The organism is Polaribacter pacificus (assembly GCF_038024035.1).
Taxonomy (GTDB): domain Bacteria; phylum Bacteroidota; class Bacteroidia; order Flavobacteriales; family Flavobacteriaceae; genus Polaribacter; species Polaribacter pacificus.
This window is the reverse complement of the sequence record NZ_CP150664.1, coordinates 1,536,086-1,553,073: the sequence shown is the minus strand read 5'-3', so window position 1 is coordinate 1,553,073 and position 16,988 is coordinate 1,536,086. Positions and strand designations below refer to the sequence as shown.

The 16,988-nt window shown below is 34.9% G+C and carries 17 protein-coding genes; 2 read left to right on the top strand and 15 right to left on the bottom strand.

Annotated elements, in window-relative coordinates:
- Window positions 1–75 precede the first annotated feature (75 nt).
- The gene (locus tag WHC90_RS07025) at window positions 76–606 is read left to right on the top strand and encodes a CvpA family protein (RefSeq protein ID WP_188597769.1); all 531 of its coding nucleotides are present in this window, start codon (window positions 76–78) and stop codon (window positions 604–606) included.
- 28 nt (window positions 607–634) lie between these two features.
- Here WHC90_RS07025 and WHC90_RS07020 read toward each other — a convergent pair whose 3' ends face one another.
- From WHC90_RS07020 to WHC90_RS06950, 15 genes are all read right to left on the bottom strand, one after another.
- Entirely contained in the window at window positions 635–1,270 is a 636-nt protein-coding gene (locus WHC90_RS07020; protein WP_188597768.1) for a carbonic anhydrase family protein, read from the bottom strand.
- Window positions 1,271–1,273: 3 nt separating this feature from the next.
- Window positions 1,274–3,103, bottom strand: coding sequence for a SulP family inorganic anion transporter (locus tag WHC90_RS07015; RefSeq protein WP_188597767.1), 1,830 nt, complete (start codon window positions 3,101–3,103; stop codon window positions 1,274–1,276).
- A gap of 99 nt (window positions 3,104–3,202) precedes the next feature.
- Window positions 3,203–3,505 carry a hypothetical protein gene (locus tag WHC90_RS07010; protein ID WP_188597766.1) on the bottom strand — a complete coding sequence of 101 codons (303 nt, stop codon included), beginning with the start codon at window positions 3,503–3,505 and terminating at the stop codon, window positions 3,203–3,205.
- A 50-nt stretch (window positions 3,506–3,555) separates the two neighbouring features.
- On the bottom strand, window positions 3,556–4,317 hold the full coding sequence (locus WHC90_RS07005; RefSeq protein ID WP_188597765.1) for an SH3 domain-containing protein: 762 nt from the start codon (window positions 4,315–4,317) through the stop codon (window positions 3,556–3,558).
- 4 nt (window positions 4,318–4,321) lie between these two features.
- Window positions 4,322–6,082 (bottom strand): BatD family protein, encoded by a 1,761-nt coding sequence (locus tag WHC90_RS07000; RefSeq protein WP_188597764.1) that lies wholly within the window; start codon window positions 6,080–6,082, stop codon window positions 4,322–4,324.
- A gap of 47 nt (window positions 6,083–6,129) precedes the next feature.
- A complete protein-coding gene (locus WHC90_RS06995) occupies window positions 6,130–6,957 on the bottom strand; it encodes a tetratricopeptide repeat protein (RefSeq protein ID WP_188597763.1) in 828 nt (275 codons plus the stop codon).
- 10 nt (window positions 6,958–6,967) lie between these two features.
- Window positions 6,968–8,002 (bottom strand): VWA domain-containing protein, encoded by a 1,035-nt coding sequence (locus WHC90_RS06990; protein WP_188597762.1) that lies wholly within the window; start codon window positions 8,000–8,002, stop codon window positions 6,968–6,970.
- Window positions 8,003–8,026: 24 nt separating this feature from the next.
- Window positions 8,027–9,034 (bottom strand): vWA domain-containing protein, encoded by a 1,008-nt coding sequence (locus WHC90_RS06985; RefSeq protein WP_188597761.1) that lies wholly within the window; start codon window positions 9,032–9,034, stop codon window positions 8,027–8,029.
- Complete coding sequence (locus WHC90_RS06980) at window positions 9,021–9,941, bottom strand: hypothetical protein (RefSeq protein WP_188597760.1); 921 nt, start codon at window positions 9,939–9,941, stop codon at window positions 9,021–9,023. Before WHC90_RS06980 ends, WHC90_RS06985 begins: the two co-directional genes overlap by 14 nt.
- Before the next feature lie 31 nt (window positions 9,942–9,972).
- A complete protein-coding gene (locus WHC90_RS06975; RefSeq protein WP_188597759.1) occupies window positions 9,973–10,842 on the bottom strand; it encodes a DUF58 domain-containing protein in 870 nt (289 codons plus the stop codon).
- Between the two features lie 75 nt (window positions 10,843–10,917).
- Window positions 10,918–11,907: an AAA family ATPase gene (locus WHC90_RS06970; protein ID WP_188598580.1), complete on the bottom strand. Its 990-nt coding sequence runs from the start codon at window positions 11,905–11,907 to the stop codon at window positions 10,918–10,920.
- A 124-nt stretch (window positions 11,908–12,031) separates the two neighbouring features.
- Window positions 12,032–12,793: a UDP-2,3-diacylglucosamine diphosphatase gene (locus WHC90_RS06965; RefSeq protein WP_188598579.1), complete on the bottom strand. Its 762-nt coding sequence runs from the start codon at window positions 12,791–12,793 to the stop codon at window positions 12,032–12,034.
- Window positions 12,794–12,815: 22 nt separating this feature from the next.
- Window positions 12,816–14,378 (bottom strand): S41 family peptidase, encoded by a 1,563-nt coding sequence (locus WHC90_RS06960; protein ID WP_188597758.1) that lies wholly within the window; start codon window positions 14,376–14,378, stop codon window positions 12,816–12,818.
- Complete coding sequence (locus tag WHC90_RS06955; RefSeq protein ID WP_188597757.1) at window positions 14,365–14,799, bottom strand: deoxycytidylate deaminase; 435 nt, start codon at window positions 14,797–14,799, stop codon at window positions 14,365–14,367. The genes WHC90_RS06960 and WHC90_RS06955 overlap by 14 nt, the downstream gene beginning before the upstream one ends.
- 40 nt (window positions 14,800–14,839) lie before the next feature.
- Complete coding sequence (locus tag WHC90_RS06950) at window positions 14,840–15,421, bottom strand: HupE/UreJ family protein (RefSeq protein ID WP_188597756.1); 582 nt, start codon at window positions 15,419–15,421, stop codon at window positions 14,840–14,842.
- Window positions 15,422–15,572: 151 nt separating this feature from the next.
- Here WHC90_RS06950 and WHC90_RS06945 point away from each other — a divergent pair, with 151 nt between their 5' ends.
- Entirely contained in the window at window positions 15,573–16,925 is a 1,353-nt protein-coding gene (locus WHC90_RS06945; RefSeq protein ID WP_188597755.1) for a Gfo/Idh/MocA family protein, read from the top strand.
- Window positions 16,926–16,988 lie beyond the last annotated feature (63 nt).

The window sequence follows — 16,988 nt, the reverse complement described above, 5'->3', positions numbered from 1 at the left end:
ACGCAGAATCAAAGTAGAAATCTCTCACTTGTAATAAGAAACTGTAAAGTAGTATAAAAAAGTTGTTTTTAAATTATGAATGTTTTTGATATTGTTATTACGATTGTATTGGTTTTTGGTTTTGTTAGAGGTTTGATAAAAGGTTTTTTTGTGGAAATCGCTTCACTAATTGCTTTGATAGGTGGGGTTTATGGTGCCATTCATTTTTCGGATTATGCAGCTTCGTATCTTAAAGAAAGTGTGTCTTGGTCAGAAAAACAGATTTCTTTGGCAGCTTTTGCACTTACCTTTATCGTTATCATAGTTTTAGTGAGCCTAGCTGGGAAACTGCTAACTAAATTAGCAGATTTTGCAGCATTAGGGATAATTAATAAAATATTAGGAGGTGTCTTTGGCTTTTTAAAATATGCGTTGATACTAAGTGTATTTTTTATCTTCTTTCAAAAAATGAACAAAACAATAAGTTTTGTCAAACAAGAAACACTCGATGAATCTTTATTATATGGGCCGATAAAAAGCATAGTCCCAGCAATTATTCCAAGCATCGACTTGGAAAACCAGCCACTTAAAACAGAGGGTCTGGACAAGCTTCTAGAAGAGATATAAAAAAAGGAGGCAATTGCCTCCTTTTTAATTAGATTAAGTATACTTTTCCTGTACTCAGCTGATAGACGCCACCTACAATTTTAATTTCTTGGTTTTGTTCCATTTCTTTTAAAATTGGGCTTTTGTCTCTAATTCTGTCGATAGTTAACATTACGTTGTTCTCTATGGTCTTGTTTACAAATTCTTCATTCGAAGAATTTTTCTTGCCGTTTACTTGACCTTCAGACATTTTAACAGCGGGCTGAATATTGGCTAGCATAGAGGTAATATTCCCTAATTCTACATGGTCGCAGGCAGCTCTTATGGCTCCACAACTTTCGTGTCCCAATACAAATATCAATTTACTACCAGCAACCTTACAAGAATACTCCATACTTCCTAAGATATCTGTATTCTCAAAATTACCTGCTACTCTTGCTACAAAAATATCTCCAATAGTCTGGTCAAAGATTAATTCGACAGGAACTCTTGAATCGATACAAGAGAGTACAATTGCTTTTGGATGCTGTCCTTCAGTAGTTTGTGTTATCAAGGCTTTGTGGTTGATAGAATGCACCTCATCTCTAATGAATCGTGCATTCCCTTCAATAAAATCTTGTAAAACGCGCAGTGGGGTCAATTTGTCCTGCTGCTCTTTTGTAACTGCTTTATCTCTATGTAACATTGTTTAGTTTTTTGTTTGTTCTTTAATCCAACTTGTACAGTCTTTAAATGTTTTAAAGATATGTTCCTTAGGAATCAAATCAGGAACAAGATCTATACGTTCTAACATATATTTAGGTTGGGTTAACACATTTACTAATAATACTTTTTTGCCATTTTGAACCAACTCCATAGCAGCATCTTCTAGCGCATACAAACCTGATTGGTCCATGTACGGAGATCTTCCCATACGAATGATTACATATTCTGCAGAACTTGGAATTTGTTTGGTTAAACTCTGGAAATTACTAGTAGATCCAAAGAACAAAGGACCTTTAATGTGTTTGATGTATACTTTTTCTTTTAAATCTTCTGGAAAATCAGCTTCATCTTCCCAGCTTTTTTCTTTTTTAAGTGATTTTACATCTGATCTTTTTTCTGAGACATCACCCATTTTTTTCATGAATAACAAACAAGCCATTACCAAACCAATTCCTACTGCGTTCACTAAATTCCAGAACGTAGATAAGATTAATACGATAAACATAATAACGACTTCACCAGAAGGCATTTTTACAACAGCCTTTAGTCCTTTATAGTCCATTACACCAATACCTACAGTAATTAAAATACCAGCTAATACTGCTGCAGGAATCTGTGAAGCTACCGGGCCTAATGCTAATAAAATTAATAGTAATAATAGTGCGGCAACCATACCAGAAAGTTTTGTTTTTCCTCCAGCATTGATGTTTACAACGGTTCTAATTGTTGCACCTGCACCAGGGATACCACCAAAAATTGATGAAATACTATTTCCAATTCCTTGACCTATTAATTCTTTATTTGGATTGTGTTTTGTCTTGGTCATATTGTCTGCAACGACCGAAGTTAGTAATGAGTCAATGGCTCCAAGTAGCGCTAATGATAGTGCGGTAAAAATATAAGGTGAAATTCCGCCAAGACTAAATTGTGTAAACATTTCAAAATGTGGTATCGGTAAACCCGATGGAATTTGTTCTATAGAACGGTAATCCAAGCCTCCAAAATAGGCCACTCCACTAACTGCGAGCAAGGCCACCAAAGTACTTGGGACGGCAGTTGTTATTCGTTTAAAACCATAGATAATAAAAATAGTCGAAAGAGCTAAAATAAGCTCTAACCAGTTAATATTTCCAATAGCTCTTGGAAGTGATTTCACTGCGCCGATTACACCAGAAGTATTACTAGCAGCAAGAGTTTGAGACTCTTTTAATATTTGATCCTCTGTAATTGTTCCTGCTCTGTTGATGGTTTCTTTAAAATCTTCTAAAACCAAAATACCTTCTCCTGCTTCATCTTTAAGAATATTTTGTAAGATGATTTCTTCTGCTTGAGGTTTAAATTCATTTACAAAAGCAACATCCTCTTTTGGGTAATATCCAACAGTTGGTAAAATTTGTGTAATGATAATAATTACTCCAATTGCTGTCATAAAACCAGAGACGACCGGATAGGGTATGTATTTAATGTACTTTCCTAAACCAGCTAATCCTAGTATTACTTGAAGTAAACCTGCCAAGAAAAATACAAATAAAATGTAAGGAAGTGCTTTTGTAACATCTCCATCGTTGGCAGCCACGATTCCTGCAATAACCACAACACTAACGGCAGTCATTGGGGCAGTTGGTCCAGAAATTTGGGTGCTAGTACCGCCAAATAATGCGGCGAAAAAACTTAAAAAGATGGCCCCATACAATCCAGCACTAGGTCCTAATCCAGAACTAACACCGAAAGCTAAAGCTAGTGGAAGGGCTACAATACCAGCAGTAATACCACCAAAAATATCCCCTTTAATATTTGAAAAAATAGATTTCATATAAATATAAGTTTTTAATTCCTTGCTAAAAGTAGGAATTAATTAATAAAAAAATTGAATGATTGTGTTCTAAGTAAATAGAAAGTTTTTGGGCTAAGATTAAGCCACATTGTACTCTGGAGGTGGAAATACCACGTTGAGATAAGGCTTAGGATAATTAGCGTTGTTATGTCCTAAATTGTTGTCATTAGAAACTTTGGCAAACTCAAATTCATTTGGCTTTACCTGAACAATGAAAACTTTGACATTTTTATCTGCTTTTTGTCCTTGTTCTTCTTCTTCCGAAGTAGAGTAAATAAAAGAGATATCAATAGATTCATCTATTAATGTAACAACGGTTGGCGCTGTTACAAACAGGATAAAAATAAAAGAAAAAAAGATTGCTATCTTGTTTTTGTTCATCAGTTTTTTTGTCAGAAATGCGAATTTACTAAAATTTAAGTAATTATTTGTTAATTCTGGGTTAACAATTTTAATTCGCTAGAGCTCATCCAACCAATTTTTCCGTCGGCTAGAAGGATTTTATTCCAATCGTCAACGGCATCCAAAATCTGAACTTTGGTTCCTTCATGTAATTCAAAAATTTCATCTGAATTTGAGGTTGGAGCATTTTTCACAGACACTTTTGCAGCAAAGATAATTGCTGTTTTAGTTGTTTTATGCTTGTCGTATTGGTGATAACTAACACTTAAAGAAGCTAACAAGCCTAGAAATGCAATAATACTTGTAATAAAGTAAATCCTTTTTTTGTTTGAGATTTTTGAAATATAAAAGAGTAAAAAAAGGACTGCGGTTAGAACCGAGAAGATTACTGAAATACGAGCCCATTGATCAAAGGATAACTTTTTGATGTAGTTGGTTTCTAATCTCTGTAAAAAGGTCTGAGGCAGCTCTTCTATGTTGTCTATGACCATTCTTTTTGCAAATGTCAAATTATTAGTAGCATCTGTATTTAGAGGATTGATCAATAAGGCTTTCTCATAATAATAGATGGTATTGGCAACACTGTTTAGCTTGTAGTAACAATTTCCTAAATTGTAATACAGGTCGGATGATATGCTGTCTTTTCCTTCTATCTGTGTATAAAGCTCTATTGCTTTTTTATATTGTCCTTCTTTGTATAAACCATTTGCTTGATCAAACAAAGCGCTACTAGTTTGCGCAAACATTGTTTGTGCAACGAGTATAAATACGATGTATATACTTTTTTTCATCAGCTTATAATTGTTTGTCTATAAGAGAAATTACATGTTTGGCTTTTTCAAACTCATCTTGCATCATCACATCAGTGATCGGAGTATAACGAGCAAAATCACAACCGTCTAAAACCTCAATAAAAGATTCAATAGTTTCTTCACTGATCTTTTTATCAATTAAAATTTCTTTGATACTCTCTCTACTTATATCTACAGTTTCTATTTGCAATTTTGCTTTTAAATAATTGTGCAAAGCTCTTTCTAAAGCTATGTAAAACGCTTCTTTGTTTCCGAGTTGTTTTTTAGCTTCGGATAAGTACTTTTTAGCGAGCCTATCTGCTGTTCTAAGTTTCTTGCCAACCAGGTCTTTTGACTTTTCGACACTTTTATTATAGATGATTATGCCAATCGGTATAAAAAGTAAAGGGATAATTAAGAGTAGATAAAACAGATTTGAATCAAAGAAAAAGCTTGTCGTTTTAGGTTTAAAACTAGTACTGGTTTGAATATATCTAAAGTTGTTTCCAGAAATTACGACATCTTTTTTAGCCGTGTCTGCATTTGTGCTGCTTACAATTTCTTTCCCTTCTAAAACATTTACATACAAATCGTCTGTTGTTATAGTCTTGTATTTTTTCTCTGAAGGATTAAAATAGGAGAAGGCCAGTTTTGGAATTTTGTATTTCCCTTTAAATTGCGGAACAACGGTATATAAATCAGAGACTGTACCCTGCAACCCACTTGCTGTGGTTCTTAGGTTTTCCTTGTGCTCAGGGGTATATACCTCTAGTTCTTTTGGCGTTTCTATGTTAGGTAAGCTAAAGAGTTTTAAGTTTCCTTTTCCTGATACAGTCACTTTTATTTCTGATGATTCATTGGCTTTTAAATCATTTTTATTTGCAGAAACTACAAAATCAAAATCTCCAACGGCACCTGTAAAGTTTTCTGGTTTTCCTTTTATGGGTAAAGCAGCAACCTGAATGTTTCTTTGGGCAGAGGTAAACTCTTTTCTAACAGTTGTAGTAATTGGGTTTCCAAAAAAATCACCTCGGCCGGTTGGTACTCCAATCCACACATCCATTTTCATGGGTTCAATTATCAGTTTTCCTGATTTTGTTGGAATAAGTAGCGCTTTTTTTAAGACTACATAACGATAATCTTCTCCGTTAAACTTCCCTAATTTTACCTGTAAATTGTCTATTCTAATGTCTTGATTCCAAAAGCCATTGTATTTTGGGCTTTCTGTTACCTCATAATTATCTACACTGATGTTTTGACTAACATACAGCTTATACTCAACATAAATACCTTCTCCAACATAAGGCTTGGTCTTAGAAACTTCTGCAACCAAGTGTACGTTTTGCTCAGCAATATAATTAGGGTCATTTGGATTTTTTGGAATATCGACTGCTTTTAAGATGTTCATCTCAACCGTATTGGAAGTGAGTGTTTTTCCTCCAAACTCTATGGTTGCTCCAGGGATAGTATAAACGCCAATGTTTTTTGGTTGCAGGGTGTAAATATAGGATTGTGAAAAGGTAGTTTTTCCGTTAATCCACGCTTGGTTTACAGATTGACTTGGCCCAGCTATGACCTTAAAATTTTTAAAATTTGGTGGAGAAAAATTATCTGCACCTTGCATATTGATGGTAAATTCTATTCTAAAACGTTCGTTTACACCCAATTTGTTTTTACTAACCGCAGTAGTAAATGTCGCTTGGGCTAATAAGGATTGGGTAAACAATCCAATAAAACACAGTATGTAAAACGCTTTCATTTTCATTTTGTCAACAATCAAAAATAATAAGATTTGTAAATATTAAAAATTACTTACCAATCTTTTTCTTTATTGGTTTTTGTTCCTTTTGCTTTCTCTACGTTCATTTTTTTCTGAGTCTTTTTTTCTTCGTTGTTCAAACTCTCTAACAATTGTTTGATCTGCTCAGGAGTCATTTTGCCTTTTTTAGGCTGCTCTTTTTTCTTATTGTCTTTATTTTCGTTTTGTTTAGGGTCTTTGTTGTCTTTCTGATCACCATTTTGATCATCTTTTTTGTCGTCCTTGTTTTTATCCTCGTCTTTCTGGTCTCCTTTTTTATCGTCCTTTTGATCTCCTTTATCGTCGTTCTTATCTTTGTTGTCTTTCTTGTCTTTGTTATCCTTTTTGTCGTCTTTATTGTCCTTGTTCTCTTTGTCCTTTTGCTCTTTTAATTTCTTTTTTGCAACGGCCAAATTGTAACGAGTCTCATCATCATTTGGATTGTTTCTCAAGGCATTCTTATAAGCGTCTATCGCTTGTTGATATTGCTTTTGCTCCATCATAGAATTCCCAAGGTTATGAAAAGATTCTGCTTTTGAGAACTTGTCTTTTGCCGCTTTTGCAGACAATTCAAATTGAGGAACTGCTTCTTTATAATCCTTTTGCAAATACAAGGCATTGCCTAAATTATAACTAGCCTTTTTATAGGTGGCGCTTTTTTCTAAGGCCTTTTTGTATAGGACACTGGCATCAGTATACTTTTCTTGCTGATAGAGTTCATTTCCATTTCTCAACAAGCTTCTGGCCTCTCTTTGAAGTGCAATGCTATCTTGCTGAGCAAAGCTCGTAGCAGAGAACAGCACGAAGAATACTACGGTAAAGATGTTTTTAATTCTATTCATTGGTATTGTTTTATTGCTCATTAAATAAATCAATTTTTTTAACCCATTTTGTTTTTTTGTCAAGGAAAAATACATCAATTAAAAGAAAGAGGATCCCCAAACCAATAAACCACTGAAATTGATCTTTATAATCTGAAAATTGCTTGGTTTCAAACTCACTTTTTTGTGCGTTTGCCAATATTTTTTCAAGTATATCCACAGGAGTTTCAGTTTTGTTTCCGTCGATATAGCGTCCACTAGCAGAATTTGCTACTTCTTCTAAAACTTCTTGGTTGCGCTTGGTTATGACAGTTTCTCCCTTGTTGTCTTTTTTGTATCCTACCAAAGATCCGTTTGTCTTAATTGGGATTGGGCCTCCTTGCTCGGTTCCAACACCAATGGTAAAAATCTTAATACCTTCTTTAGACATGCTTTGTGCAACCTTGCTGGTTTCATCTTGATGATCTTCTCCGTCTGAAATAATGATTAAAAACCGATTGGTTTGCTCATCATTATTATAATAGGTTTTTGCCAAAGTTAAGGCTTCATTAATTGCTGTTCCTTGACTCGACACCATATTTGGTCCAGCATTTTGTAAAAACATACTTGCTGCAGCATGGTCGGTTGTAATTGGTAAGAGTGGATATGCATTACCGGCATAAATAATGATTCCAACACGGTCACTTCCTAATTTATCAATAATTTTAGAGATAATTTGTTTGGCTTTTTCCAAACGATTAGGAGCAATATCCTCTGCCAACATACTTTTAGAAACATCCAAAGCAAAAACAACATCAACACCTTCTCTTTTTAAAGTTTTTAATTTGGTCCCCATTTTAGGGTTGGTTAAAGACACCACTAAAAAACTGATCCCTATAAGCAAAAACACCAATTTTAAAACCGATTTAAACGTAGAAGTGTTTGGAGCTAATCGCACTAATAAATCTTTATCAATAAATTTTTTCTGAGTGCTTTTTTTCCACCAAAAGACCAATAGAAAAAGCACAATAATCACTGGGATTATAGCTAGGTAATAAAAATAAGAAGGTTCTTCTATCTGATACATTTTTTTTGTGCTAGTTTTGTTAAACTATATAAAACTTTTAAATATCGTATTCTTTAAGGTGTATTCCAATACTAATAAACCTAATGCGATTAGTACTAAGAGTCGGTATTTCTCTTCGTAATTGTAATATTTAAATTCTTCAATTTTTGTTTTTTCTAATTTGTTTATTTCATCGTAGATTTCTTTTAATTTGGTGTTGTCCGTGGCTCTAAAATATTTACCATCGGTTTGTTCTGCGATGTACTTTAAAAGATCCTCATCAATTTCTACTTGCTGTTTTCTGAATATTAATTGACCTGTTTGCGGATTGATATTTACAGGGAAATCAGCCATTCCATTTGTCCCTATTCCAATCGTATATACCTTAATTTCTAATTCTGTTGCCAATTCTGTCGCCGTCTTTGGGTCAATAAAACCAGAGTTGTTAACTCCGTCGGTTAGCAAGATAATCACCTTACTTTTGGCTTTGCTTTCTTTAAGTCTATTTACGGCAGATCCGAGTCCCATACCAATGGCAGTACCACCTTCTAACTGTCCCCATTTAATATCAGAAATAGTTCTTTTTACGATGCCTTTATCACTAGTTATTGGTGTTTGGGTAAAACTTTCACCAGCATAAACCACAATTCCTATTCGATCGTTGGGTCTTTGATTTACAAAGTCTGTAGCTACGTTTTTTAAAGCTTCTAATCTATTTGGCTTTAAGTCTTTTGCCATCATGCTTGCAGAAACATCAATGGCCATCACGATGTCTATACCTTTGTTGGTTTTTGTCTTTTTACTCACCGCCACATTTCTGGGTCTGGCTAATGCCACTATAAGTAAAGAAAATGCAAGTAAACGGAGTACATAGAGTATCGGTTTTAGTTTTGGCAACCATGATTGCTCAGCTTTAAACCCCTTAACACTTGGTATGGTTAAATTTGCACTGTTTTTGTTTCGCATTAAAACATACCACACAATGAGGATAGGGATCAAGGCAAACAGCCAGAAAAACTCAGGATTTAAAAACTCAAAATTACTCCAATCCATCTTCATCTTCTTTTATAGGTGTAGGTTTTAAATTAGAAACCACCAGTTCTGCATCTTTTCTGTTTCCTTCTATTTCATCTGCCATAGGCATTGATTTAGCAAACTTCACCAAATCAGCTTCACGCAATAAAGCTTTTAATTTTTGTATGGTTTCTTCAGAGGTGGTGATAGATCCAGTCTTATTAAAATCAATCAAGGTATCTACCAATTCATCGGTGGTAGACTCCAGGGCAGGAACCTTTAGTTCTCTTTCTATATACCCTCTAACAATGTCTGTAAGCTCACTGTAATATTCTTTTACTTTGTTGTTTTGCCAAAGTAGTTTTTTATCCAGTTGTTGCAGTCTTTGAATAGCCTCTTCAAACGGAGGCAATAGTGCTTCTGCAATTTTTTCTTCTGGGGTCTTTTTCTTTCTAAAAATAAAATACAAAATCACAGCCAGTACCACTAGCCCTAAGAGAACATACCATAAGTAAGGTATAAAATCATCAAAGGTATAAGGTTCTTTTTGGATAGATTTTATAGGAAACATCGGTTGTTTAACAGTGTCAATAGCCACCGTTGCTACCTTTACAAGCAATGAATCTGTAAGGTGTAATCGTTGTTTTATAAAAATTTGTTGCTGTGGAATATAAAAAGCACCGCTGTCAAAACCAGTAAGAATATACTTCTTAATTAGCTGATTTTTTAAGGTGTCCATTTTTGTGTCTTCAACAATTTCTAGGCCCTTTAAATTTTCTAATTTAGGAATGATAACATTGTCTATCTCATCCACAGAAATTTGATAGGTAATTTGTTCACCTATTCTAATTTGTGCGGTATCAATAGCCGCTTTGACCAATGGCTTTTGTTGAGCAAATGCCATGGTCGAAAAGAATATGAATAGATAAAATAAGTTTTTCTTCATTTTTTAAACGCTTTTTGTAAACGCAGTCTTGCTAGTTTCCTTTGTGTTTAAAATAGCCTAATAATTTTTTTACATAATCCTCATCAACTCTTGTGTTGATGGTTCCCGCTCCACTTCGACTAAAGGTTTTTTGATAAAAATCGAACAAACGCAAGGCATTGGCCTTGTAGTTAGTTCGGACATTTTTTGCTCCAGTATTAATCAATTGTACTTTTCCGGTTTCTGCATCCAACATGGGTACCATTCCTAAATTAGGAATCTCTTCATCGTGCTTGTCGTAAATTCTGATTCCGGTAACATCGTGTTTGTTTCCAGCAATTTTAAGGGTTTGCTCATACGAGTCATCCATAAAATCAGAGAGTACAAATACGATGGCCTTTTTCTTCATCACATTGGATAAAAACTTAAAAGCTTCACCAATATTGGTTCCTTTGCTCTTTGGTTTAAACTCAATCAATTCTCGGATAATACGCAGTACATGACTTTTTCCTTTTTTGGGAGGGATGTACAATTCTATTTCATCCGAAAACAGCATTAAGCCAACTTTATCATTGTTTTGTATAGCAGAAAAAGCTAGTGTTGCAGCAATCTCTGTGGCTGTATCTCTTTTGTATTGTTGGTGGGTACCAAAAAATTCAGAACCAGAAATATCAACCATTAATAGCATGGTCAACTCGCGTTCTTCTTCAAAGACTTTTACATAAGGTTCATTGTAACGTGCGGTCACATTCCAATCAATGGCTCTAATATCATCGCCATATTGGTACTGCCGAACTTCAGAGAAAGTCATACCTCGTCCTTTAAATGTAGAATGGTATTCTCCTCCAAAAATATGATCAGACAGCCTACGTGTCTTAATCTCTATTTTTCGAACTTTTTTTAGTATTTCTTTCGTCTCCATTGTTTCAATTGCCAGTTAACAGTTATCAATAATCAGGGGTTTTTTACTCGCCGATAATTGTCTTTCGATAATTGATTAAGGTACTTCTACTTCATTGATAATACTGTTAATGATGTCTACAGAGCTAATGTTTTCTGCTTCTGCTTCATAAGTGATACCAATACGGTGTCTAAGTACATCATATACTACTGCTCTAACATCTTCTGGAATAACATACCCTCTACGTTTGATAAAAGCATAACATTTGGCAGCTTTTGCCAAGTTAATACTTCCACGAGGAGAGGCTCCAAATCCGATTAAAGGCTTTAACTTTTCTAAGTTGTATTTTTCTGGATAACGCGTCGCAAAAATAATATCTAAAATGTATTTTTCAATTTTCTCATCCATATAAACCTCATTAACTACTTCACGAGCTTTTAAGATTTGGTCAACAGAGATAATTGGATTTATTTGTGCGTGTTGGTTGTTTAGGTTTTGACGCATGATAATTTGCTCATCAGCCAATTTAGGATAATCAATAACCACTTTTAACATAAAACGGTCAACCTGAGCTTCTGGCAAAGGATAAGTTCCTTCTTGCTCTACAGGGTTTTGGGTAGCCAATACTAAAAAGGGCTCATCCAATTTAAACGTTTCGTCACCAATAGTTATTTGGCGCTCTTGCATGGCCTCTAGCAAAGCCGATTGAACCTTTGCAGGTGCACGGTTAATCTCATCAGCCAAGACGAAATTTGCAAAAATGGGACCTTTTTTAATCATGAAATCATTCTCTTTCATGTTGTATATCATGGTTCCAACTACATCAGCAGGTAATAAATCTGGGGTAAATTGAACTCTACTAAAACTAGCGTCTACAGCTTTAGATAAAGTGTTTATCGCTAAAGTTTTTGCAAGACCTGGAACTCCTTCTAGTAAGATATGCCCATTACCAAGCAAACCAATAAGCAAGCGTTCAATCATGTCTTTTTGACCCACAATTACCTTGTTCATTTCCAAAGTTAAAATGTCTATAAAGGCACTTTCTCTTTCAATCTTTTCGTTGATTGCTCTTACATCTACATTCATTTGTGATTCTATCATTATGAGTAATTTATGTGTACTAATCTAGTTATAGTTTGACAAAGCTACAATAATAGCAATTTTTTTCTTGTTAAAAGAAGGTTAAAGATTTGGTTAAAGTATTGTGAAATCAAGGCTTACCGTATTCTTTAAGACCGATGTTTCCGTCTTCAAAAACACCATAGGTAAAATACTGAATCCAATCTCCTAAATTGATGTATTTGCTTTGCTTGTTTAAGTCAATTTCAAGAGGCAAATGACGATGACCAAAAATAAAAAAATCATAGTGTTTGGTCTCTAGTTTTCGTTTGCAATATTGAACTAGCCACTCATTATCTTCTCCTAAAAAAGCAGCATCTTCATCACCAGAAATGAGTTTATTTTTAACAGAGAAATACTGTCCTAATTTAACGCCAATATCGGGATGCAGCCATCTAAACAACCATTTAAAAAACGGAAAAGTAAATACTTTTTTCATGCGTTTATACCCTTTATCTCCAGGGCCTAAACCATCTCCGTGACCGATGAGTAAAGAGGTTGTGTTAAATACAAATTCTTGAGGCTCATGATATACAGGAATGTTTAATTCTTTTTCAAAATAGTCACGCATCCATAAATCGTGATTCCCTACAAAAAAATAAATGGGAATTCCACTGTCTTTTAGCTCGGCCAGTTTTCCTAAAACCCGAACAAATCCCTTTGGGACCACTGTTTTGTATTCAAACCAAAAATCAAATAAATCTCCCAATAAAAAGATTGCAGCAGCATCTGTTTTTATCTCGTCTAACCATGAGACAAATCTTTGTTCTCTTGGCATACTAGCCTCTGCAGTTGGTGCCCCTAAATGTTGATCTGAGGCGAAGTAAATTTTTTTGTTTTGGGGTACTTTAATCATCATAGACAAAGGAACGGCATTAATTGGAACTTTCCAACTCTAATACTTTTAGGATCATCGTATCATCTTCTTGAATCACTTTATAAAAACCTTCATCGCCAAACAATTGATTTGCAACAGCAGCCTTTAAGTATTGAGTCATGGTTTTAAGCATGCTTTTAGAGGGTTTAAGTTTTGGTATGCCTTCTAGGTATTTTTTTAAAATAAGATCTATATAGTTGCCTTCTATATATTGGCTTAAGCTAATTTTTTGAAGTTTTTTTCGATGCTCATCAACATAGTCAAAAGCAAAGTTATTAATGGTGTTATACAAGTAGGTGTTTAGGTAGGCTGTTGTGTCTATCGGCACAAAAACATCAGGAACAATTCCTCCACCTCCGTAGACTATTTTGCCTTTTGGGGTTTTATATTGTAATGAATCTACCACCTTAATACTGTCTCTATTAAGCAATTCTCCATTTTGATAGCGGTTGGCCATGTCTCGTTGATAGGCCTTGTCATTTCCGTCGCTATAGGGTTTCTGTATAGAGCGTCCGGTAGGTGTGTAGTATCTTGCTATGGTTAAGCGCACTGCTGAGCCATCTCCTAAATCCAACTCTTCTTGAACCAATCCTTTACCAAAAGAACGTCTTCCGATGGTTGTACCTCTATCATTGTCTTGTAGGGCACCAGCAACAATTTCTGATGCAGAAGCTGTTCCTTGATCTATTAAGACATACAAGCCTCCTTTTTCAAAACTTCCTCTACCACTGGCAAAGTCTTCGTCAATTTCACCCTTGTTATTTTTGGTAAAAACGATGAGTTTTCCAGACTCTAGAAATTCATCGACTATTTTATTGGCAATATCCACATAGCCACCTCCATTATCACGTAGATCTAAAATTAAATCAGTCATGCCCTTTTTTTGCATCGTGTTCAGTGCTGATTTAAATTCTTGGTAACTAGTTCTTGCAAAACGCTCTAATTTAATATAGCCAATAGAGTCGTTTATCATATACGATACTTCCACACTTTTAATGGCTACTTTACCTCTCTTAAGTGTCAGAGAAAATAATGAATCATTGCTTTTTCTGTAGAGTTGAAGTTTAATAGGGGTACTAGCAGCACCCTTTAAAAAACTCATTATTTGATCGTTAGACAAGTTCTTGTTGTATAAGGTGTCTGTGTTTGCTAGTAAAATTCGATCACCAGCTTTGATTCCTGCCTTGATACTTGGGCCTCCTTTTATGGGTTGGATGACTGTAATGGAGTCTTTAATCATTCGAAACTGAACTCCAATTCCAACAAAGTTTCCCTGCATGTTTTCTGTAACCGCTTGTAGGTTTTCTTTTGGGATGTACACAGAGTGAGGATCTAATTTTCCTAAAATTTGCGTGATTGCTCCGTCCAATAAATGATCTGTATTGATAGAGTCTACATAATCTCTCTGGATAAAATCGATGAGGCGTTTTATCTTTATTTCATTAGGAGATTTTTTTGAAAACAAGAAAGCATCACTACTTCCTGAATTAAAAAGACTTCCTATAAATATGCCTAAGACAACAGCAATAGATAAGTATATGGGTAAATTATTTTTGTTCATCTGTAATCTGCATTAATTCTGTTTTTACCCCCGCTTTTTCTAAAAATTTTAATCCGACTCCATCTTTATAAGCATTTGCATAGACCACGCGTGTAATACCAGCTTGATGAATGAGTTTGCTACATTCTTTGCAGGGAGATAAGGTAATATATAAAGTAGCTCCTTTACAAGATTGTGTTGAGGATGCTACTTTTAAAATGGCATTTGCTTCTGCGTGCAAAACATACCATTTGGTGTAATTTTCTTCATCTTCACAATGGTTTTCAAAACCGGTTGGGGTTCCGTTAAAGCCATCAGAAATAATCATACGATCTTTTACAATAAGTGCCCCTACCTGTTTGCGGTCACAATGAGATAATTTTGCCCATTCATGTGCCATTCTTAAATAGGCGGTGTCATATTTTAATTGCTTTTTACTCATAGAGCGAAGGTAGTAGTTTTTTTAAAGTGTTTGTAATGAATTACCAAAAAACACGCTCAATCATCATAGGAATAACAAAGCCAATAACAATAGATGAGCAGACTAAAACCCAATCGCGCTTGCTAACTTTCCCCATTGATTGAACCAAAGAGCCAACTATTAAAATCCCTAAAACTATTATAACTTGTGATAGTTCAATTCCTAAAGCAAATTCTATTAGAGGGAGTAGTTTATCTTCTTCTTTTCCTATCATCATTCTAAAATAATTAGAAAAGCCCAAGCCGTGTATCAACCCAAAAATTAGTGCAAATGCCAAATTGATATTCTCTTTTTTCTCATTGAGTTTGTTAGAATTATAGACGTTTACAGCTCCTGTAATAAAAATAGTGACAGGGATTAAAAACTCTATTATTGAAACATCAATTTTTAAAATTCCGTAAGCAGATAAGGCCAGCGTTAATGTGTGTCCGATGGTAAAAAAGGTAATTAGCCACAGTACTTTTTTTAGCTGGTAAAAAGAAAAAATTACCGCTAAAACAATTAAAAATAAAATATGATCATATGCCTGAAAGTCAAGCACATGATAGAGGCCCATTTTTATGTATAAAATTACTTCATCCATGTTAGAGAATTTTTTAGATTTCCAAATATATAAAAAACAACAGATGGCTTTGTGGTTTGGGCTCATAATATTTCTATAAAATTAAAGGTCTGTTGTGGCTAATAATTTTTAAATTTGAAAAGAACAAATCATTAATTTTAATAAAAGCAACATGAGTTCAAGAAGAGATTTTATCAAAAAATCAGCTATAATAGGTACGGGAATCGCCATGGCTCCTAGTCTTTCTTATGGAATGACCAATCCAGCCAAGAAGTTGAAAATCGGTATGATAGGAGTGGGTTTACGAGGCACTAACCATTTAAACAATGTATTGCAAAGAGATGATGTAGAGGTGACGGCCATTTGTGATATTGATCCTGCAAGAATACAAGTAGCCTTGAAGCAAGTTGCAAAATTTGAAAAGAATAAGCCCGCTGTTTTTGGAAGCAATGAAGAGGATTATAAAAATTTATTGGCTCTTAAAAACGTAGATGCCGTAATCATTTCTACACCTTGGTTGTGGCATACGAGAATGGCAAAAGATGCGATGTTGGCTGGAAAATATACCGGATTGGAAGTGTCTGCAGCAAATACCATGGAGGAGTGCTGGGATTTGGTCAATACCCATGAGCAAACTGGGAGTCATTTAATGATTTTAGAAAATGTAAATTACAGAAGAGATGTCTTGGCGGTTTTAAATATGGTCAAGCAAAATGTTTTTGGAGAGTTGGTTCATTTTCGATGTGGCTATCAGCATGATTTGCGCTTTGTTAAGTTTAATGATGGAAAAACACCTTACGGAAAAGGAGTGGAGTTTGGAGATAAAGGAATTTCAGAGTCCGCTTGGCGAACACAACATTCTTTATTGAGAAATGCCGATGTATATCCAACTCACGGAGTAGGGCCAATGGCTACCATGTGTGATGTAAATAGAGGTAACCGATTTATGTCCCTAACTTCTCATGCCACCAAAGGAATCGGTTTGCACAATTATATAGTTGCTAATGGAGGCAAAGACCATCCCAATGCAAAATTAAAATTTAAACAAGGAGATGTAATCACTTCGACCATTGAAACTGCTAATGGAGAAACAATTATTGTGACTCATGACTGTAACTTACCCAGACCCTATTCTTTAGGGTTTAGAGTGCAAGGCGCTAATGGATTGTGGGAAAAAGATGGGGATAGAATGTATATAGAAGGAGTTTCAAAGCCTCATGCTTGGGATGCTTCTAAAGAATGGTTAGACAAATACGATCATCCACTTTGGAAAAAATACGGTGAGCATGCGCAAGGGGCTGGTCATGGTGGAATGGATTTCTTTGTGATTAATGCCTTTGTCAACTCAGCACTGCAAAACATTGCCCCACCTTTAGACGTGTATGACGCAGCAGCCTGGAGTGCCATTACACCGCTTTCTGAAGCATCGATAGAAAACAACGGAGAGCCACAAGATTTTCCAGATTTTACGAGAGGAATGTGGGTAAAACGCAAGCCTTATAATTGGATGAAGGATACGTATTAAAGTAAAAAACCTCAACTGAAAAGTTGAGGTTTTTTACTTTAATTATATGCTGTTTCTATGGTT

What these genes read in the sequence shown, in the direction of transcription:
- WHC90_RS07025 (WP_188597769.1), top strand. Translation starts at nt 76, where the DNA reads ATGAATGTTTTTGATATTGTTATTACGATTGTATTGGTTTTTGGTTTT.
- WHC90_RS07020 (WP_188597768.1), bottom strand. Translation starts at nt 1,270, where the DNA reads ATGTTACATAGAGATAAAGCAGTTACAAAAGAGCAGCAGGACAAATTG.
- WHC90_RS07015 (WP_188597767.1), bottom strand. Translation starts at nt 3,103, where the DNA reads ATGAAATCTATTTTTTCAAATATTAAAGGGGATATTTTTGGTGGTATT.
- WHC90_RS07010 (WP_188597766.1), bottom strand. Translation starts at nt 3,505, where the DNA reads ATGAACAAAAACAAGATAGCAATCTTTTTTTCTTTTATTTTTATCCTG.
- WHC90_RS07005 (WP_188597765.1), bottom strand. Translation starts at nt 4,317, where the DNA reads ATGAAAAAAAGTATATACATCGTATTTATACTCGTTGCACAAACAATG.
- WHC90_RS07000 (WP_188597764.1), bottom strand. Translation starts at nt 6,082, where the DNA reads ATGAAAATGAAAGCGTTTTACATACTGTGTTTTATTGGATTGTTTACC.
- WHC90_RS06995 (WP_188597763.1), bottom strand. Translation starts at nt 6,957, where the DNA reads ATGAATAGAATTAAAAACATCTTTACCGTAGTATTCTTCGTGCTGTTC.
- WHC90_RS06990 (WP_188597762.1), bottom strand. Translation starts at nt 8,002, where the DNA reads ATGTATCAGATAGAAGAACCTTCTTATTTTTATTACCTAGCTATAATC.
- WHC90_RS06985 (WP_188597761.1), bottom strand. Translation starts at nt 9,034, where the DNA reads ATGGATTGGAGTAATTTTGAGTTTTTAAATCCTGAGTTTTTCTGGCTG.
- WHC90_RS06980 (WP_188597760.1), bottom strand. Translation starts at nt 9,941, where the DNA reads ATGAAGAAAAACTTATTTTATCTATTCATATTCTTTTCGACCATGGCA.
- WHC90_RS06975 (WP_188597759.1), bottom strand. Translation starts at nt 10,842, where the DNA reads ATGGAGACGAAAGAAATACTAAAAAAAGTTCGAAAAATAGAGATTAAG.
- WHC90_RS06970 (WP_188598580.1), bottom strand. Translation starts at nt 11,907, where the DNA reads ATGAATGTAGATGTAAGAGCAATCAACGAAAAGATTGAAAGAGAAAGT.
- WHC90_RS06960 (WP_188597758.1), bottom strand. Translation starts at nt 14,378, where the DNA reads ATGAACAAAAATAATTTACCCATATACTTATCTATTGCTGTTGTCTTA.
- WHC90_RS06955 (WP_188597757.1), bottom strand. Translation starts at nt 14,799, where the DNA reads ATGAGTAAAAAGCAATTAAAATATGACACCGCCTATTTAAGAATGGCA.
- WHC90_RS06950 (WP_188597756.1), bottom strand. Translation starts at nt 15,421, where the DNA reads ATGGATGAAGTAATTTTATACATAAAAATGGGCCTCTATCATGTGCTT.
- WHC90_RS06945 (WP_188597755.1), top strand. Translation starts at nt 15,573, where the DNA reads ATGAGTTCAAGAAGAGATTTTATCAAAAAATCAGCTATAATAGGTACG.